The organism is Aeromicrobium sp., assembly GCF_032084975.1.
Lineage (GTDB): Bacteria > Actinomycetota > Actinomycetes > Propionibacteriales > Nocardioidaceae > Aeromicrobium.
Genome location: NZ_DAMDLR010000018.1, coordinates 1 through 17089, shown reverse-complemented (window position 1 = coordinate 17089; position 17089 = coordinate 1). Strand labels below are relative to the sequence as shown.

The 17089-nt window shown below is 70.9% G+C and carries 17 protein-coding genes; 4 read left to right on the top strand and 13 right to left on the bottom strand.

The features are described 5' to 3' along the window. The first annotated feature begins 4 nt into the window (after positions 1-4). Entirely contained in the window at positions 5-1096 is a 1092-nt protein-coding gene (locus RT323_RS06650) for an ATP-dependent DNA ligase (protein WP_313406162.1), read from the top strand. 24 nt (positions 1097-1120) lie between these two features. Here RT323_RS06650 and RT323_RS06645 read toward each other — a convergent pair whose 3' ends face one another. From RT323_RS06645 to RT323_RS06610, 8 genes are all read right to left on the bottom strand, one after another. Further along, entirely contained in the window at positions 1121-1897 is a 777-nt protein-coding gene (locus RT323_RS06645; protein ID WP_313406159.1) for an SDR family oxidoreductase, read from the bottom strand. 115 nt (positions 1898-2012) lie between these two features. Further along, positions 2013-2783, bottom strand: a complete 771-nt coding sequence (locus RT323_RS06640; RefSeq protein WP_313406157.1) for an SDR family oxidoreductase — start codon at positions 2781-2783, stop codon at positions 2013-2015. A 24-nt stretch (positions 2784-2807) separates the two neighbouring features. Then, the gene (locus RT323_RS06635; RefSeq protein WP_313406155.1) at positions 2808-3794 is read right to left on the bottom strand and encodes an acyl-CoA dehydrogenase; all 987 of its coding nucleotides are present in this window, start codon (positions 3792-3794) and stop codon (positions 2808-2810) included. Continuing rightward, positions 3791-4960 carry an acyl-CoA dehydrogenase family protein gene (locus tag RT323_RS06630; RefSeq protein ID WP_313406152.1) on the bottom strand — a complete coding sequence of 390 codons (1170 nt, stop codon included), beginning with the start codon at positions 4958-4960 and terminating at the stop codon, positions 3791-3793. The genes RT323_RS06635 and RT323_RS06630 overlap by 4 nt, the downstream gene beginning before the upstream one ends. After that, complete coding sequence (locus tag RT323_RS06625; RefSeq protein ID WP_313406149.1) at positions 4953-6170, bottom strand: acyl-CoA dehydrogenase family protein; 1218 nt, start codon at positions 6168-6170, stop codon at positions 4953-4955. Before RT323_RS06625 ends, RT323_RS06630 begins: the two co-directional genes overlap by 8 nt. A gap of 24 nt (positions 6171-6194) precedes the next feature. Next, the gene (locus tag RT323_RS06620) at positions 6195-6494 is read right to left on the bottom strand and encodes a putative quinol monooxygenase (protein WP_313406147.1); all 300 of its coding nucleotides are present in this window, start codon (positions 6492-6494) and stop codon (positions 6195-6197) included. Next, positions 6491-7342 (bottom strand): enoyl-CoA hydratase-related protein, encoded by an 852-nt coding sequence (locus tag RT323_RS06615; RefSeq protein WP_313406145.1) that lies wholly within the window; start codon positions 7340-7342, stop codon positions 6491-6493. The genes RT323_RS06620 and RT323_RS06615 overlap by 4 nt, the downstream gene beginning before the upstream one ends. Before the next feature lie 10 nt (positions 7343-7352). Continuing rightward, positions 7353-8552, bottom strand: a complete 1200-nt coding sequence (locus tag RT323_RS06610) for an acetyl-CoA C-acyltransferase (protein WP_313406142.1) — start codon at positions 8550-8552, stop codon at positions 7353-7355. Positions 8553-8776: 224 nt separating this feature from the next. Here RT323_RS06610 and RT323_RS06605 point away from each other — a divergent pair, with 224 nt between their 5' ends. Then, positions 8777-10153 carry an MFS transporter gene (locus tag RT323_RS06605; RefSeq protein WP_313406139.1) on the top strand — a complete coding sequence of 459 codons (1377 nt, stop codon included), beginning with the start codon at positions 8777-8779 and terminating at the stop codon, positions 10151-10153. A gap of 45 nt (positions 10154-10198) precedes the next feature. On the opposite strand, the gene RT323_RS06600 is transcribed toward RT323_RS06605, so the two are convergent. The 4 genes from RT323_RS06600 to RT323_RS06585 all read right to left on the bottom strand — a co-directional run bounded on the left by RT323_RS06600 (position 10199) and on the right by RT323_RS06585 (position 13893). Next, positions 10199-10876 carry a TetR/AcrR family transcriptional regulator gene (locus RT323_RS06600; RefSeq protein WP_313406137.1) on the bottom strand — a complete coding sequence of 226 codons (678 nt, stop codon included), beginning with the start codon at positions 10874-10876 and terminating at the stop codon, positions 10199-10201. 58 nt (positions 10877-10934) lie between these two features. Then, complete coding sequence (locus RT323_RS06595; RefSeq protein ID WP_313406135.1) at positions 10935-11702, bottom strand: crotonase/enoyl-CoA hydratase family protein; 768 nt, start codon at positions 11700-11702, stop codon at positions 10935-10937. 107 nt (positions 11703-11809) lie between these two features. Continuing rightward, positions 11810-13045 (bottom strand): acyl-CoA dehydrogenase family protein, encoded by a 1236-nt coding sequence (locus RT323_RS06590; protein ID WP_313406133.1) that lies wholly within the window; start codon positions 13043-13045, stop codon positions 11810-11812. A gap of 38 nt (positions 13046-13083) precedes the next feature. Next, positions 13084-13893, bottom strand: a complete 810-nt coding sequence (locus RT323_RS06585) for an SDR family oxidoreductase (protein ID WP_313406130.1) — start codon at positions 13891-13893, stop codon at positions 13084-13086. A gap of 150 nt (positions 13894-14043) precedes the next feature. Here RT323_RS06585 and RT323_RS06580 point away from each other — a divergent pair, with 150 nt between their 5' ends. Continuing rightward, positions 14044-14547: a thioesterase family protein gene (locus RT323_RS06580; RefSeq protein WP_313406128.1), complete on the top strand. Its 504-nt coding sequence runs from the start codon at positions 14044-14046 to the stop codon at positions 14545-14547. Between the two features lie 71 nt (positions 14548-14618). Then, positions 14619-15113 (top strand): DUF3253 domain-containing protein, encoded by a 495-nt coding sequence (locus tag RT323_RS06575; RefSeq protein ID WP_313406126.1) that lies wholly within the window; start codon positions 14619-14621, stop codon positions 15111-15113. A 3-nt stretch (positions 15114-15116) separates the two neighbouring features. Here the strand turns inward: RT323_RS06575 and RT323_RS06570 are convergent. Next, the coding region (locus RT323_RS06570; RefSeq protein ID WP_313406123.1) for a S8 family serine peptidase at positions 15117-17089 on the bottom strand (1973 nt) is incomplete at its 5' end.

Below are 17089 nucleotides of genomic sequence, written 5' to 3'. Positions count from 1 at the left end.
CGCGGTGCCGGTGGCCGCCGTCCGACGAGCCGCGATGCTCGCCGGCAGCACGGTCGCCGCGGCGAGCGCCGCGTTCGAGGGAGAGCAGGCTCTGGCCGCGATCGGCCTCGAGGTCGGCCGGCCGGTCATGCCGATGCTGGCCTCGAGCGCGCCCGACGTGGCCACCGCGATGGCCGGCCTCTCCCCCGACGGCCGGACCGAGGTGGCCGTCGACGCGAAGCTCGACGGGATCCGCATCCAGGTCCACCGCGACGGCGACGACGTCCTCGTGGTCACCCGCAGCCTCGACGACATCACCGCCCGGCTGCCCGAGGTGGTCGCGGTCGCCCGGTCGCTGCCGGCCACCCGCTTCGTGCTCGACGGCGAGGCGCTCGCGTTGGCCCAGGACGGCCGGCCCCTGGCCTTCCAGGACACCGCCAGCCGCACCGCGCAGGCCGCAGGTGTCGCCATCACGCCGCACTTCTTCGACCTGCTCCACCTCGACGGGCGCGACCTGCTCGACGCACCCGGCCACGAGCGCCTTGCCGCCCTCGACCAGCTCGTGCCCGAGCCGCATCGCGTCCGGCGGCTCGTCACCTCCGACGCTCAGGCCGCTGAGGAGTTCGCCGCCGAGACGGTCGCCACCGGTCACGAGGGCGTCGTCCTCAAGGACCTGTCCGCGCCCTACGCGGCGGGCCGTCGCGGCGCCGCCTGGGTCAAGGTCAAGCCGGTCCACACCCTCGACCTGGTGGTCCTCGCCGTCGAGTGGGGCTCCGGCCGGCGCCGGGGCTGGCTGTCCAACATCCACCTCGGAGCCCGCGACGAGTCATCGCCGACCGGGTTCGTGATGCTCGGCAAGACGTTCAAGGGGATGACCGACCAGATGCTGGCCTGGCAGACCGAGCGCTTCCTCGAGCTCGAGACGCACCGCGACGGACACGTGGTGCACGTCCGCCCCGAGCAGGTCGTCGAGATCGCGTTCGACGGGCTCCAGCGCTCCACGCGCTACCCCGGCGGGCTGGCCCTGCGCTTCGCCCGCGTCGTGCGCTACCGCGACGACAAGGGTCCGTCCGAGGCCGACACCATCGAGTCGGTCCGCTCGCACGTCGCCGGCTGAGCGACGCCCTTCGCCGCGCCGGCGTCAGTTCATCACGTAGCCGGCAGCGACGGTGAGGTCGATCCCCGTGATCCCCGAGGACTCGTCGGACAGCAGGAAGCGGACGGCCTCCGCGACCTCGGACGCCTCGGTGAACCGCTTGAGCGCAGCGTCCCGCGCCGCCGCGGCGCGGATCTCCGCCTCGGGGAGCCCGGTCGCCTTCGCACGGGCGGCCGCCACCCAGTCGAGGCGTTCCCCGCCCACCGCGCCGGGCGACACCAGGTTCGCGCGGACGCCCGACGGCCCGGCATCGGTGGCGAGCGTCTTCGTCAGCCCGATGAGTCCCGCCTTGCTGGCCGCATAGGGGCTGCGGTGGACCAGGGGGTTCTTCCCCGCCACGGAGCCCACGTTGACCACGGCTCCGCCGCCCCGGGCGACCATCTGCGGCACGAACGCGCGACAGCAGAGGTAGACACCGCGCAGGTTCACGTCCATCGTCTCGTCCCACTGCGACGGCTCCACCTCCCACAGCGGCTTCGACGGACCGGCGATCCCGCTGTTGTTGACCAGGGCGTGGACCTCGGTGCCCCGCGTCCGCAGCTCCGCCGCGAACCGGTCGACAGAGTCCTCCTCGGACACGTCCACCGCGAAGACGTCCGCGGTTCCCTGCGCGCTTCGGATCTGGCGGGCCGTCTCCTCGAGGCCGTCCACGTTCCGGCTCGCGAGCAGGACGTGCCAGCCGGCCTCGCCGAGCACCGACGCGATCGCCCGCCCGATGCCCCCGCTCGCGCCGGTGACCACCACGTTCTTCTGATCGTCCATCACGTGTTCCTCACTCGTCGTGTCCAGGGGCACCGCTCGATCGGTCACCGCGCCGGGACCGCACATGGCAGGACCCGGCCCGCATCGTCGATGCGGGCCGGGTCCCATGCGTGGCTCAGCGGGCGTGCGTCACGCCGCCGTCGACGGTGATCGTCGAACCCACGACGTAGTCGCCCGAGCGCGCCGCGAGGTAGATCGCCGCGGCCGCCATGTCCTCGGGGTCGCCGATGCGGCCGGCCGGGATCGAGTCCTTGATCTCGTCACCACGGTCGCGCGCGTCCTTGTTCATGTTCGAGGCGAACGCGCCGGGGGCGATGCCGCTCACGGCGATGTCGTCCTCGATGAGCCGGATCGCCATGCGGCGCGTCAACTGGATGACCCCGGCCTTGCTCGCGTGGTACGAGTACGTCTCCTGCGGGTTCAGCGAGATTCCGTCGATCGAGGCGATGTTGATGACCTTCGCGAGGTGGTCGCCCGCGGCGGCCACGAGGTCGGACTTGAGCGCCTGCGTCAGGAAGAACAGGGACTTCACGTTGAGGTCCATGACCTTGTCCCAGCCGGACTCGGGGAACTCGTCGAACGGTGCTCCCCAAGCCGCTCCCGCGTTGTTCACCAGGATGTCCAGGCTGGACTCGTGCTCGCGGTAGCGCGCGACGAGGTCGTTGATCCCGTCCATCGTCGAGACGTCCGCGGGCAGCGAGACGCACGTGCCGAACTGCGACAGCTCCTGCGCCGTCTCGTCACAGGCCTCGGCCTTGCGCGCCGAGATGTACACGCGGGCGCCCTGCTTGAGGAAGCCCTCGGCGATCATCTTGCCGATGCCGCGCGATCCGCCCGTGATGAGCGCCGAACGGCCCTCGAGGCTGAACAGTTTCGTGGTGTCCATGTTTCCCAACTCTCTGTGGTGTGGTCAGTGCTGCGGAAGATCGACGAGGTGCGCCAGGTCCGACCGGTGCGCGGCGGGGGTGCCGAGCGCCAGCTGGTCCGACTTGGCCCGCTTCAGGTACAGGTGGACGGGGTGCTCCCACGTCATCCCGATGCCACCGTGCAGCTGAAGGGCCTCCTCGGCCGCGTGCACCGCGACCTCGGAGCAGTACGCCTGGGCGACGGCCTGCGCCACCGGTGCGTCCGCGTCGTCCCGGGCGAGCGTGTCGGCCGCGTACCGCGCGGCGGCCTGGGCCTGCGCCACCTCGAGGTACAGGTCGGCCAGGCGGTGCTTGATCGCCTGGAACGAGCCGATCGGACGGGCGAACTGCACCCGCGTCTTCGCGTACTCGACGGTCGTCGTCAGGCACCACTGCGCCAGGCCCAGCTGCTCGGAGGCCAGCAGCGCGGCGCCGGCACGCAGTCCGGCGTCGACGGCGGCCGCGGCGGCGTCACCCTCGGCGACCTCGGCCGAGTCATGGGCGACGAGACGCACCGTGCCGTCGACGGTCGTCGGCACGAGGAACACGTCGGCGCCGATCGCACCGGCGACCGGCGCGATGGAACCGGACTCGGCCGCGGTCCAGGCGCCGGCCCGCGCGGACCAGGGCAGGACGAGCACGGCACGCCTCTCCCCCGCCGCCAGCGCGGACAGGAGGTCCGTGTCACCGGCCTCGAGCAGGACGCTGGTGGCGATGACGGCCGACTCCAGGAACGGCGCCGGGGCGACGGTGCGACCCAGCTCCTCGAGGACGATAGCGACCTCGCGGGCGCTCGCCCCGGCACCATCGTGCTCCTCGGGGATCAGGAGTCCGGCCAGCCCGAGGTCGGCCAGGACGGACCAGGCGGGCGCCTCGTCCTTGGGCGAGTCGTAGAGATCGGCGACCTCGCCGGGCTCCACGACGCGCTGCAGTGCACCTCGCACACTGGAGCGCAGCGACTCCTCGACGTCCGTGTAAAGCAAGTCGCTCATCGGGGCACCTCGTTGAAGGGGACGCCCTTGTCGGGGCGGTGGTCGGCGGGCAGGCCCAGGACACGCTCGGCCACGACGTTGCGCATGATCTCGGACGTGCCGCCCTCGATCGAGTTGCCCTTGGCGCGCAGGTACCGGAATCCCGGACCGCGGCCGAGGAAGTTGGCCGACGTGGGGCGGACCATCGTCCAGTCGTCGTACTGCAGGCCCTCGTCCGGATCGAGCTCGAGCGCGAAGCCGGAGATCCTCTGCGCCTGCGACGCGAACGCCAGCTTCATGGCCGAGCTCTCGGGCCCGGGCTGGCCCACGGCCAGCTGCTGGCGCAGTCGCTCACCGGCCAGGCGGGTCACCTCGGTCTCGACCCACCACGACATGAGGCGGTCGTGCTCGACGGGCGAGCGGAACGACGGCTCGTCGCGCCACCGCTTCGTGATGATGCCGAGCTGGCCCGCCTCGCGGACGGCACCGTTGCCGATCGCGACGCGCTCGTTGTTCAGCGTCGTCGTCGCGACGCGCCAGCCCTGGCCCACCTCACCGATGCGGTCGGTGTCGGGGACGCGCACGTCGCTCAGGAAGACCTCGTTGAACTCGGCCTCGCCGGTGATCTGGCGCAGCGGTCGCACGTCGACACCCGGGTCGCTCATGTCGACCACGAAGTACGACAGGCCCGCGTGCTTGACGACCGTCGGGTCGGTGCGCGCCACGAGGATGGCGCGCTGCGCGTTCTGCGCACCCGACGTCCACACCTTCTGGCCGTTGACCGTCCAGACGTCGCCGTCCAGCACAGCCTTCGTCGCGACGCCGGCCAGGTCCGACCCGGCGCCCGGCTCGCTGAAGAGCTGGCACCAGACCTCCTCGCACGTGAACAGCGGGCGCAGGTAGCGCTCCTGCTGCTCGGGCGTGCCGAACGCGATGAGCGTCGGCGCCGCCATGCCCAGTCCGATGCTGTTCAGTCCGACGTCCGGAGCGGGGGCGCCCGCCTCGGCGAGCAGCTGCTCGACGACCTGCTGCTCGTCCCGAGGACGGTCCAGTCCACCGCGGCCGACCGGGAAGTGCACCCAGGCCAGGCCCGCGTCGAACCGGGCTCCGAGGAACTCCACGGGATCGACGGTGGCGAGGTCGAACCGCGCCAAGAGCGCGGCGACCTCCTCACGCACGTCAACCACGGTCGGTCAGCTTCTTCAGCTCGTTGCGTGCCAGCGCGTTCTTGTGCACCTCGTCCGGCCCGTCGGCGAAGCGCAGCGTCCGCACCTGGGCGAACCACTCGGCGATCGGGAAGTCCTGGCTCAGGCCGCCACCGCCGTGCACCTGGATCGCCTTGTCGACGATCCACTCGACCGTGCGGGGCGCGGCGATCTTGATCGCCTGGATCTCGGTGTGGGCGCCCTTGTTGCCGACGGTGTCCATCAGCCACGCGGCCTTCAGTGTCAGCAGGCGGATCTGCTCGATCTTGACGCGGGACTCGGCGATCCAGTCGCGGATCACGCCCTGCTCGCTGAGCGGCTTGCCGAAGGCGACGCGCTCGTTGGCGCGCGCGATCATCAGCTCGAGGCTGCGCTCGGCGATGCCGATCAGCCGCATGCAGTGGTGGATGCGACCGGGCCCGAGGCGCGCCTGGGCGATCGCGAAGCCCTCGCCCTCGCCGGCGATCAGGTTGCTCGCCGGGACGCGGACGTCGGTGAAGATCACCTCGGCGTGACCGCCGTGGTCACGGTCGTCGTAGCCGAAGACGCGCATGCCGCGCTTGATCTCGATGCCCGGGGTGTCCCGGGGCACGAGGATCTGCGACTGCTGGCGGTGACGCGACGCGTTCGGGTCGGTCTTGCCCATGACGATCATGATCTTGGCGTTCGGGTTCATCGCTCCCGAGATGAACCACTTGCGCCCGTTGATCACGTACTCGTCACCGTCGCGGACGATGGACGTCTCGATGTTGGTGGCGTCCGAGCTGGCGACGGCCGGCTCGGTCATCGCGAACGCCGAGCGGATCTCACCGGCGAGCAGCGGCTCGAGCCACTGCTTCTTCTGCTCGTCCGTGCCGAACATGCTCAGCACTTCCATGTTGCCCGTGTCGGGCGCGGCGCAGTTCGTCGCCGTGGGCGCGAGGTGCAGGCTGCGGCCCATGATCTCGCACAGCGGGGCGTACTGCAGGTTCGTCAGGCCCGCGCCCTCGGCGCCGGGGTGGAACAGGTTCCACAGCCCCCGCTTCTTGGCCTCGGTCTTGAGCCCCTCGATCACCGGCGGGGGCGACCAGACGTCGGGAGCGGACTCGAGCTGCTCCCAGAACGTCGCCTCCGCGGGATAGATGAACTCGTCCATGAACGCCGTCAAGCGCTCGATCAGGTCGGTCGTGGTCTTGTCGTACGCGAATTCCATGGGATTCTCCGGGTGTGGTGGCGGTCAGGCGGACTGCGTGCCGACGGGCTTGAGCACCGTGATGACCGGCGGGGCGGCGACCAGGTCCTTGAGCGCCTCGCCGAACGCCGCGAACTCCGGGGCGGCGCCGTGACGCTTGAGGGCCTCCCCATCGGCATACGCCTCGAGCAGGACGTAGTCGGTCGTGCTGCGGCTGACCCGCTGCAGGTCCCAGCGCAGGCAGCCGGGATCGGCGAGCATGCCCGGGCGCGCCGCGGCGACGGCGTCCTCGAACTCCGTGGTCTTGTCCTCGCGGACGCTGACGGCTGCGGTGACGTTGATCATGCGGTTCCTCCTGCGTGGGTGCGGTGGCGTCCGAAGACGGGCTGGCGCTTCTCGACGAAGGCCCGCACGGCACCGATGTGGTCCTCGGTCAGGCCGGTCTTCTTGTGCAGCGGGACCTCGGCGTCCATGCTCTCCTCGAGGCTGACCCGAGGTGCACGGTCGAGGTTGTCGAGCATGTACTCGTATGCCAGGGCCGGCCCGGCGGCCAGCTGCCCGGCCAGCTCGCGGACACGAGCCTCGAGCTGGTCCTCGGCGACGACCTCGTTGAGCAGGCCCAGCTCGCGGGCCTCCTCGGCGCGCACCCGCGGGTTCAGCAGCATGAGCTCGCGCGCCTTCACCGGACCGACGATGTCGTTCAGCAGCCACGCGACACCGAAGTCGCCCGAGAGGCCGACCGCGACGAAGGCCGTCGCGAACACGGCGCGCTCGCTGCCGATCCGGAAGTCGGCGGCGAGCGCCAACCCCAGTCCGGCGCCGGCCGCCGCGCCGGGAATGGCGGCGATGACCGGCTTGCGGCTGCGGTGGATCTTGGCGACCGTCCGCAGCTGCGCCTGGCGCTGCGCCTCGACGGCCTCCTGGTCGATCTCGGTGGCACCGCCGCCCTCGCCGCCCTTGGCGTCGAAGTCCTGGACGTCGCCGCCGGAGCAGAACGCCTTCCCCGCGCCGGTGAGCACGATGACCCCGACCTCGTCGGAGTCCAGCATCGTGTCGAGCAGCGACTCCAGCCCGGAGATCATCGCGTCGGACAGCGCGTTGCGGCGGTCGGGACGGTTCAGCGTGATCGTTCCGATCCCGTCCTCGACCTGGCCGTGGACGTCGTCCTCGACGCTCGTGTTGTTGATGAACATGTCGGCCTCCTCAGGCGACTTCGAACAGTCCGGCGGCACCCATGCCGCCGCCGATGCACATGGTCACGACGACGTACTGGACGCCGCGGCGCTTGCCCTCGATCAGCGTGTGGCCGACGAGGCGAGCGCCGGTCATGCCGTACGGGTGGCCGACCGAGATCGCGCCGCCGTTGACGTTGTAGCGCTCGGGATCGATCTTGAGCCGGTCACGGCAGTAGAGCGCCTGCGAGGCGAAGGCCTCGTTGAGCTCCCACAGGCCGATGTCGTCGACGGTGAGCCCGTGCTGCTTCAGCAGCTTCGGGATCGCGAACACTGGTCCGATGCCCATCTCGTCCGGGTCGCAGCCCGCGACGGCCATGCCGCGGTAGACGCCCAGCACGTTCGCACCGCGCTGCTCGGCGACCTTGGCCTCCATCAGCACGGACGCGGAGGCGCCGTCCGAGAGCTGCGAGGCGTTGCCGGCGGTCACGCTCGTGTGGGCCGTGACCTGGCCGTCGGGCAGGACCGGCTTGAGGCCGGACAGCGAATCGCGGCTCGTGGAGGGACGGTTGCCCTCGTCCTTCGTCAGCGTGACGCGCTCGCGCGTGATCTCGCCGGTCTCGCGGTCCTGCACGAGCTTGGTCGACTCGAACGGCACGATCTCGTCGTCGAAGCGGCCGGCCTCCTGCGCCGCGGCGGTCCGCTGCTGGGAGAGCAGCGCGAACTCGTCCTGGGCGTCACGGCTGACGCCGTAGCGCTCCGCGACGATCTCGGCGGTCTGCAGCATCGGCATGTAGAGGTCGGGGCGGTGCTCCTCGAGCCACGGGTCGTTCGCCCGGTGGCCGTTCATGTGCTCGTTCTGCGCGAGCGAGATCGACTCGACGCCGCCGCCGACCGTGATGTCCATGCCGTCGTGGACGATCTGCTTCGCTGCCGTCGCGATGGCCATCAGGCCCGAGGCGCACTGGCGGTCCACGGACATGCCCGAGACGGACGTCGGCAGGCCGGCGCGCAGAGCAGCCTGGCGACCGACGTTGAAGCCGCTGGTGCCCTGCTGGATCGCCGCGCCGAACACGACGTCCTCGACCTCGCCACCCTCGATGCCGGCTCGTCGCACGGCCTCGCGCACGGCGTGACCCGCCAGCTCCTGGGCCTGCGTGTCGTTGAAGGCTCCGCGATAGGCCTTGCCGATCGGCGTGCGGGCGGTCGAGACGACCACTGCCTCTCTCATGGGACGCTCCTGGGGTTCGAGATCGAGTGGGCCGAATGGTCGCGCTGGGGGCGACGAGCCCGTAATATGAATCTTACTTCAGTTTCAACTCTGGCGGCTGTGTCGGCGGATTGTCAACAGTGCGGCCGATTCCGCAGGAAGTGGGTAGGACGTCCATGGGCCGGAAATCCCCGCGCCGTGATGCTGCCGCGCGACGAGGGCCGGGCACGTCCCTGGTCATCGTCATGGCCCTGATGTCCACGGTCACCGCCCTGCTCCAGACGATGGCCGTCCCGGTCCTGGCCAAGATGAGCGACGACCTGGACGTCTCGACCGCCGCCGTCGGCTGGGTCGTCACGATCAACCTGCTGGCGGCAGCCGTGCTGACCCCCGTCCTGAGCAAGTCCGGCGACCTGCACGGCCGCCGTGCCCTCGTGCTCGGCGTCGTGGCCGCCGTCGCGATCGGGTCCTTCGTCGCCGCCGTCACGTCCGACTACTGGATCCTGCTCGCGGCACGGGCGGTCCAGGGCGCGTCGTTCTGCCTGTTCCCGCTGTCGGTCGGCATCCTGCGCGCGCACCTGCCCGCACGCCGCCTGCCGTTGGGGATGTCCTTCCTCACCGGAGCGATCAGCGTGGGAGCCGGCGCGGGCCTCGTGCTGACCGGACTGCTCACCCACGGCGACCGCGACTACCGCAACATCTTCTGGTTCACCATGGCCATCGCGCTCGTCCTGTTCGCCCTGGGCTGGTTCGTCATCCCGAGGGACACCCCGCAGCGTGCGGGACGCGTGGACTGGTGGGGCGGGCTCCTGCTCGGCATCGGCCTGGTCCTGGTGCTCCTGCCCATGACCCAGGGCAACTCGTGGGGCTGGGGCAGCCCGCTCACGCTCGGCTGCCTGGCCTCGGCTGTCGTGGTGCTCTCGCTGTGGCTCGTCGTCGAGGGCCGCGTGCCCGAGCCGCTCGTGCCGGCGGCCATGCTGCGGAACCGCACCCTGGCCTCGGTCAACGCGGTCGGGCTCTTCATCGGGTTCGGGATGTTCCTGGTCTTCCTGTCCCTGACCGCACTGGTCCAGGTCCCTGACACGCACGCCCACGGATTCTCCGCCTCCGTGCTCGAGACGAGCCTGGTGTACATGCTGCCGGCGGCGAGCATCGGGATCATCGCCTCGCCGCTCGGCGGAGTGTGGGTCGGGCGGTTCGGCGGCCGGGCCACCCTCGTCGCCGGATCCCTGCTGGGGCTGGCCGGCTACCTGCAGCTGCTCCTCCTGCACGACCGGGCCTGGCAGGTGATCCTCGGCGGAGTCGTCACCAACGCGGCGTTCAGCATCGGCTTCGCGGCCGTGCCGGCCGTGGTCGTGTCGGTGGTGCGGCCCGAGGAGACGGCCCTGGCGAACGCGATGGCCTCACTCTCGCGCACCGCGGGCAGCGCCCTGGGCAGCGCCCTCGTGGTGGCCCTCATCGCGAACCACCTGATGAGCGACGGGCATCCCGACGACTCGGTGTTCGTCATCGCGTTCGCGATCGGCGCCGCGACCATGGCGCTGAGTGTCGTCATCACCCTCGTCGGGGTCCCCCGCCACCGCTCCGCGGTCGCTGCCGAAGCCCGGGTCCCCGCACGATGACGAAGGCCCCCGACGCGATGCGCCGGGAGCCTCGAGGGTGAGCGTTCAGCTCGACGGCACCGAGATCTTCAGGGCGTCGACCCACAGCTGGGTCAGCGTCTCGACCATGGCGTCGATGTCCCAGGTCTCGCCCAGCACGAAGCGTGCGTACGCTGCTCGCGCCACCATGCCGGACAGGAAGCTGGCCGCCAGGAACGCGTCGACGTCCGATCCCGCGATGCCCTTCTCCTGCAGTTGACGGATGCTGCGCGCGTTGCGCTGCACGAAGGCCTCGCCACGCTTGCGCCGGCGCTCGCGGAAGTCGTCGTCGATGCTGGCGACCTGCTCGAGCAGGCCCATGAAGCGGGCGAACCGCTCGTACGACTCGAGGTAGCCCCGGTTCGAGGCACGGATCGACTCGATCGGGTCGTCACCCTGGGGCACGTTGCGCACGTCGGGGTGCAGCATCTCGTGCTCGACCTCGGTCAGCACCGCGAGGAAGACCTCTTCCTTGCTGTCGAAGTAGGTGTAGAACGAGCCCGCCGAGATGCCGGCCTCGCCCGTGATGTCCACGAGCCGCGCGTCGAGGAAGCCGTCACGCTCGAAGACGACGCGTGCCGCCTCGACCAGCCGGGCGCGCGTCCGCAGTCCCCGCGGTGTCGTGGGCAGCTCTCGCGGGCTCGCGGCTTCGGCGAAGCCCGCCGATCGACGCGGGCGTGGGGAAACGTCCGAGGTCATGCTCATCCCGCCATGCTAGGGGAATCCGGGCTCAGGTTCAGGCCCTTGAGCGTGAGCGACCTCATCATCGACCGCGCCATACCGGAGGCCGGCGCTCGGCGAAGGCGGTCGCCCCTTCGCGCGCGTCCTCGGAGCTGCTGACCCGCAGCATGACGGGCTCCTGCTTCTCCCAGCCCTGCTCCATGCCCCAGTCGCCGGCGTTCTCCAGCACGTACTTCGTGCCTTCGAGGGCGAGCGGTGCGTTGTCGACCAGCTGCGCCGCCAGGGCCAGCGCCTCGTCCAGCGCGTGGCCGGGCTCGGCGACGCGGTTGACCAGGCCGACCTGGTACAGGCGCTCCACGGACAGCGGGTCGCCGGTCAGGCCGATCTCGGCCGCCACGTGGTACGGGATCCGCTGAGCGAGTCGCAGCAGTCCGCCACCGGCGGCGATGAGCGAGCGCTTGACCTCGGGCAGGCCCAGCTTGGCGTCGGAGGCCGCCACGATCAGGTCGCACGCGAGCGCCATCTCGAGTCCGCCGGCGACGGCGAAGCCCTCGATCGCCGCGATGAGCGGCGTACGCGGACCGCGCTGGGCGAAGCCGCCGAACCCGCGGTCGTCCACTGCCGGGACGTCCCCCTCGAGGAACGCCTTGAGGTCCATGCCGGCACTGAAGCCCTTGCCCTCGCCGCGGATGATGCCGACGACGAGCGTCGGGTCCGCATCGAGGTCGTCGAGGACCGCCGCCATCTCACGGGCGACCTGTCCGTTGACCGCATTGCGTGCCTCGGGACGGTTCAGGGTGATGAGCAGGGCCCGGCCATCGAGGACCTTCTCGGTGAGTACGACCGACATGAGCATGTCTCCTGTGTGTGCTGGACGGCGTTGCCGCCGGTGGGGCGAACCGGCCGTGCGGGCGGGCGCGAGGGAGGAAGGGCGCACGCCGCCCGCACGACCAGGACTCAGGCGCGCGCGGCCGTCTCGGACTCCATGCGGCGCAGCTCGACGCGCGCGAGGGTGCGCTTGTGCACCTCGTCGGGGCCGTCCGCGATCCGCAGGGTGCGCTGGTGCGCGTAGAAGCTGGCGAGCGGGAAGTCGTCCGTGACGCCGCCGCCACCGTGCACCTGGATGGCGCGATCGATGATCTTGAGCGCCATCTCGGGTGCCTTGATCTTGATCGCGGCGATCTCGATGCGCGCCTTCTGGTTGCCGACCGTGTCCATCAGCCACGCGGTCTTGAACACGAGCAGGCGGGTGGCCTCGATCTCGATGCGCGCCTCGGCGATCCAGTCCTGGATGTTGGAGCGCGTGGAGACCGGCTGACCGAAGGTCGTGCGGCTCTGGGCGCGGGCGATCATCAGGTCGAGGGCACGCTCGGCCATGCCGATCGAGCGCATGGCGTGGTGGATGCGGCCGGGGCCCAGGCGGGCCTGGCTGATCATGAAGCCGTCGCCCTCGCCGGCCAGCAGCGCCGTCTTGGGAACGCGGACGTCCTCGAAGAGGATCTCGGCGTGGCCCTCGCGGTCCAGGTAGCCGAACACCGGCAGGCCGCGGACGATCGTGATGCCGGGGGCATCGATCGGCACGACCATCATCGACTGCTGGCGGTGCGTCTCGGCCTCGAAGTTCGTCTTGCCCATGACGATGAGGACCTTGCAGTTCGCGTGCAGCGCGTTCGAGGCGAACCACTTGCGACCGTTCAGGACGTACTCGTCACCGTCGGCGGTCATGCTGAGCTCGACGTTCGTGGCGTCGGAGCTGGCGACGGCGGGCTCGGTCATGCAGAACGCCGAGGCGATCTCGCCGGCCAGCAGCGGCTTGAGGTACTTCTCCTGGTGCTCCTCGGTACCGAAGAGCTGCAGCACCTCCATGTTGCCGGTGTCGGGCGCGTTGCAGTTCATCGCCTCGGGCGCCAGGTGGGGGCTGCGCCCCATGATCTCGGCCAGCGGGGCGTAGTCGAGGTTGCTGAGGCCGGGCGAACCCCAGGCCTCGTCCTTGTGCGGGTGGAACAGGTTCCACAGGCCGCGCTTCTTGGCCTCGGCCTTGAGCTCCTCGAGCACCGGCGGGTGGAAGTTCGGGTTGCCCGACTCGGCCATCTGGCGGTGGTAGACCTCCTCGGCCGGGTAGACGTGCTCGTCCATGAAGGCGAGCACCTTCTCCTGGTACTCCTTGGCGGTGTCGGAGAGTTCGAAATGCATGTCAGCTCCTTAGCTGGGTGTGGGTGTCTGTCTGGCGCTCAGGCGAGCGAGGCTTGGTACCGGCGCATGCCGGCCAGCCAGCGATCACGGTCGCCGGCCTTGCGTGAGGCGAAGGTCGCGACCTCCGGGTGCGGCAGGATGAGGAACTCCTCGGACTTCATCGCGGCGAGCACGATGTCCGCGACCTCGCGGGGCTCGAGCACGCCGCCGGCGTCGGTCACGGCCTGGGCCGCTCGACGCTGCGTCTCGTTGGTGATCGGCGTGCCACCGGTGAGCATGGCCGTGTTGACGCCCATGGGGCACAGGCAGCTCACGGCGACGCCTCGGTCCCCGTAGGTCACGGAGAGCCATTCGGAGAAGGCCACGGCCCCGTGCTTGGAGACCGAGTAGGTCGCCGACCCGATCTGGGTCAGCAGACCGGCCGCCGACGCGGTGGACACGAAGTAGCCGGCGCCGCGCTCGATCCAGCCGGGCACGAGCAGCTTCGCCGCCCTCACGTGCGCCATGACGTTCACCTGGTGGGCGAGGTCCCAGTCCTCCTCGGAGGCCTCGAGGCCGACACCGCCGCCGACACCGGCGTTCGCGAAGTAGATGTCGACCGGCCCGAAGGCGCTCTGCGCGGCGGCGATGATCTGCTCGATCTGGTCCGTGCGCGAGACGTCGCCCGCGACCGCCACGGCCGAGCCGGGGGTCGAGGAGTTCAGTCGCGCGGCGACGGAGTCGACGCCGTCGGCGTGGAGGTCGGCCACCACGACCTGCGCGCCCGCCTCGACGAGCGCCTCGGCCAGCGCCGCGCCGATGCCGCCGCCGGCGCCGGTGACCACAGCGACCTTGCCCGTGATGTCCATGGGGCGCCCTTCGTTCGAGTGTTCCGACGTTCGTCGATCCGTGACTTGCTTCACATCATCCTTACATGAAAGTGGACTCAAGTTCAAGACAGGACAGGCATCATCGCGTGGTTATATGAAATTGGATTCAGGTCTGCTTGGATGGCTCGCATGCATGCTTCCACCCGCCCCGGCGTCGCCGACCTCGACGCCTTGGGCTCAGCGCTGACCGTGGTCGCGCCGCCCGAGTTCGAGGACGACAACGGCCATGTGAACGTCGGACACTACTACCGACTCCACATGGAGGCCGCGGACAGCCACTTCCACGACCTGGGCTTCGACGACGACTACCGCGAGCGCACCGGCCACAGCGTCTTCAGCGTGGAGCACCACATCCGCTTCTACGACGAGTCGCTCGTGGGCGACGACCTCTCGGTCCACCTGCGCCTGCTCGGTGTGGGAGCCAAGGCGCTGCACGGGTTGACGATCATCGTGAATCGGTCCCGTGGCACGATCGCCAACACGCTGGAGTTCCTCGAGCTCCACGTCGACCTGACGACGCGGCGCACGGTCGAGATGCCCGAGGCCCTCCTCGCGCCGTTGCGCGCCGAGCACGATCGCCACGCCAGGCTGCCCTGGTCGCTCCCGCTGTCCGACGCGATGGGCGTTCGCTAGCCCACCGGCACCGCAGGGCGGGTGCGGCGGTGCTCGGGTAGCGTCGTGATCCCGCCCGAGGAGCGATGTCGATGCCCGAGAAGTCCGAGCCCCGGCTGACCGACGACGGCCGCCACGTCGTGATCGACGGGCGGCGCTGGCGTGCCACCGATCCGCGGATCCCGGACGGCCTGCGTCAGGAGCTCGTCGACGAGCTGATGAGCGCGCGGCGTGCCGTGAGGTCGGCCGATCCTGACGCGCGCGCCCGGGTGGCCGACGCCAAGGTCGCGCTCGGCGAGCGAGGCCAGCCGTGGTGGGAGGACCCGGAGCCCGAAGGGCTCGAGGCGCGCGCCACGGCCACGATCCGCTCCCTGCTGCGCAAGCGTGACGGCTCGACCATCTGCCCCAGCGACGTAGCTCGCGTCGTCGGCGGCGAGCAGTGGCGCGACCTCATGCCTGAAGTACGGCGGATCGCCGCGTCGCTCGCCCAGGCGGGCACCGTGGTGGTGACGCAGCGCGGAGAGCCGGTCGTGGCCACGGAGGCCAACGGCCCGGTGCGCATCGCCCGAGGCGAGCGATTCGCCTGACCGTCAGCGGACGCGCACGACCTTGCTCGCCCGGGCCGGCGTGATGAGGCCGTTCCCGGAATAGACGACCTGGATGCGGTGCTTGCCCTTCTTCCTGAGCTTGGGCAGCGTGAAGACGACGCGCCCCCGCTGCGATGCACGGATCGTGCGGACGGCGAGGCGCCTGGAGCCGTCGTACACCCGGACCGTTCCGGTGGGCGCGACCAGCGGCACCGCCACCCGGACGGCCAACCGCGCGCGCTTCGTCCGCTTGATCCTCGACGGCATCGCCAGCGTCACCCTTGCCGGGGCCTTCGCCTTCGGCACGGCGACCGAGGCAGTGAGGCTCACGCCCGAGAAGCTCCCGGACACGACCGTCTCGCGAGCCGTGAGAGTACGGCCCAGGTCGGCACCGGTCACCCGGTAGGACGGGCCGGAGGCGACGCGCGTCGTCCCACGCCACCACGAGATGGCCGACGTCTCGCCCCTGTTCGTCAGTCCCCTCGAGGTCGCGCGCAACACTCCCCCGGGCGCCCGGGGGCCGGAGATCGCCGGCGCTCCCATCGGGGCCGTGACCTTCGAGAGGTCGAGGATGCCCGTACCGCAGGCCGTGCGGCCGGTCGTGGTGCACCCGAGCACGTCCGTCGTGAAGGTGTCCCCACCCAGGTCGACGGTCGCCGGTCCCTTCGCGGACGCGAACGGCTGGACGGCCGCCTTCAGGCCCGCCTCCACGGCGGACGGGTTCGTGATGCCCAGCGAGTACAGCAGCGCCGCACCGGCGGACACGGCCGGGGCGGCCATGCTGGTGCCCTGGGCCCAGCCGAACGCGGGGCCTTCCGGAACCGTCTCACCGCTGTCGATCGTCGAGAGGATCCCTCGGTCCTGGCGCAGCGTCGGGACGAGCTGGTCGCCGCCGGGGGCGGCGACGTCGGCACCGGGGCCCGCGGCGGAGTACCACGCGCGGTGCCCGCTGTCACTCGTCGCGGTGACGCTGACGTACCCGTCGCACGAGGCCGGGACACTGCTCGCGACCGGCGCGATCGACTCCGCGGACGCGTTGCCCGCCGCCGCGACCACGGTGGCACCCTGGGCCCGCGCGAGGGAGCCCATCTCGCTGTAGAACTCGCACGCGTCCGCCACCTCGTCGGGGTAATCGGACTCGCCTCCCAGGGAGAGGTTGATGACCTGCGCAGGAGTCCGGTTGACCGGAACGTCCGGTTCACCAAGGTCGTACCCCGCTGCCCACAGGATGCCGGCCGCGATGTCGGAGTCCCAGCCGCCGCAGTGGCCGAGCACGCGCACGGGCTGGACCTTCACCCCGGGAGCCACGCCCGCGACGCCGATGCCGTTGCCCGCCTTGGCGGCCACCGTCCCGGCGACGTGCGTGCCGTGCCAGCTGCTCGGCGAGGTGTAGTCCTCGAGACCGGGGAGTCCTTCGAGCTCGGGATGGCATGCGACGAGCAGGTCCTCGTCGAGCCAGTCCCCCGGATCGGCCGGGTTCGCGTCCCAGCCGTCACCGTCCCCGGCGTTGACGAAGGTGCCGGCACAGCCCGAGCGGAAGCCCGTGCACTCGTCCTCGACGAAGTCGCGGCCGGGCACGGTCTGCCCGGCGAGGTCCGGATGGCTCACCAGGCCGGTGTCGACCACCGCGACGACGACGGAGCCGCTGCCCTTCGTCGCACGCCACAGGGACGGCGCCTTCGTCGTGAAGCCGCCGGCCGTCGGCAGCCCGTCGATCGTGTCGCGGGTGTCCCACAGGTTGCCCTGCACGGTGGCGTACGGGTCGTCGACCACCACGGGCGGCGCGGCCGCCACCGAGCGCAGCGTGTTCGGGACCACCCACTCCACGTCGGATCGCGCCTCGATCGCCTCGATCGCCGGAGCCAGGTCCGCCACGGGGACCGGGGCACCGAGCTCGAGCAGCGAGAGGCCGGCGGGCGCCGTACGCGTCGCGCCGATGTCGGCACCGCTGGGCAGCTCGGGCGCCGCGCTGCGCG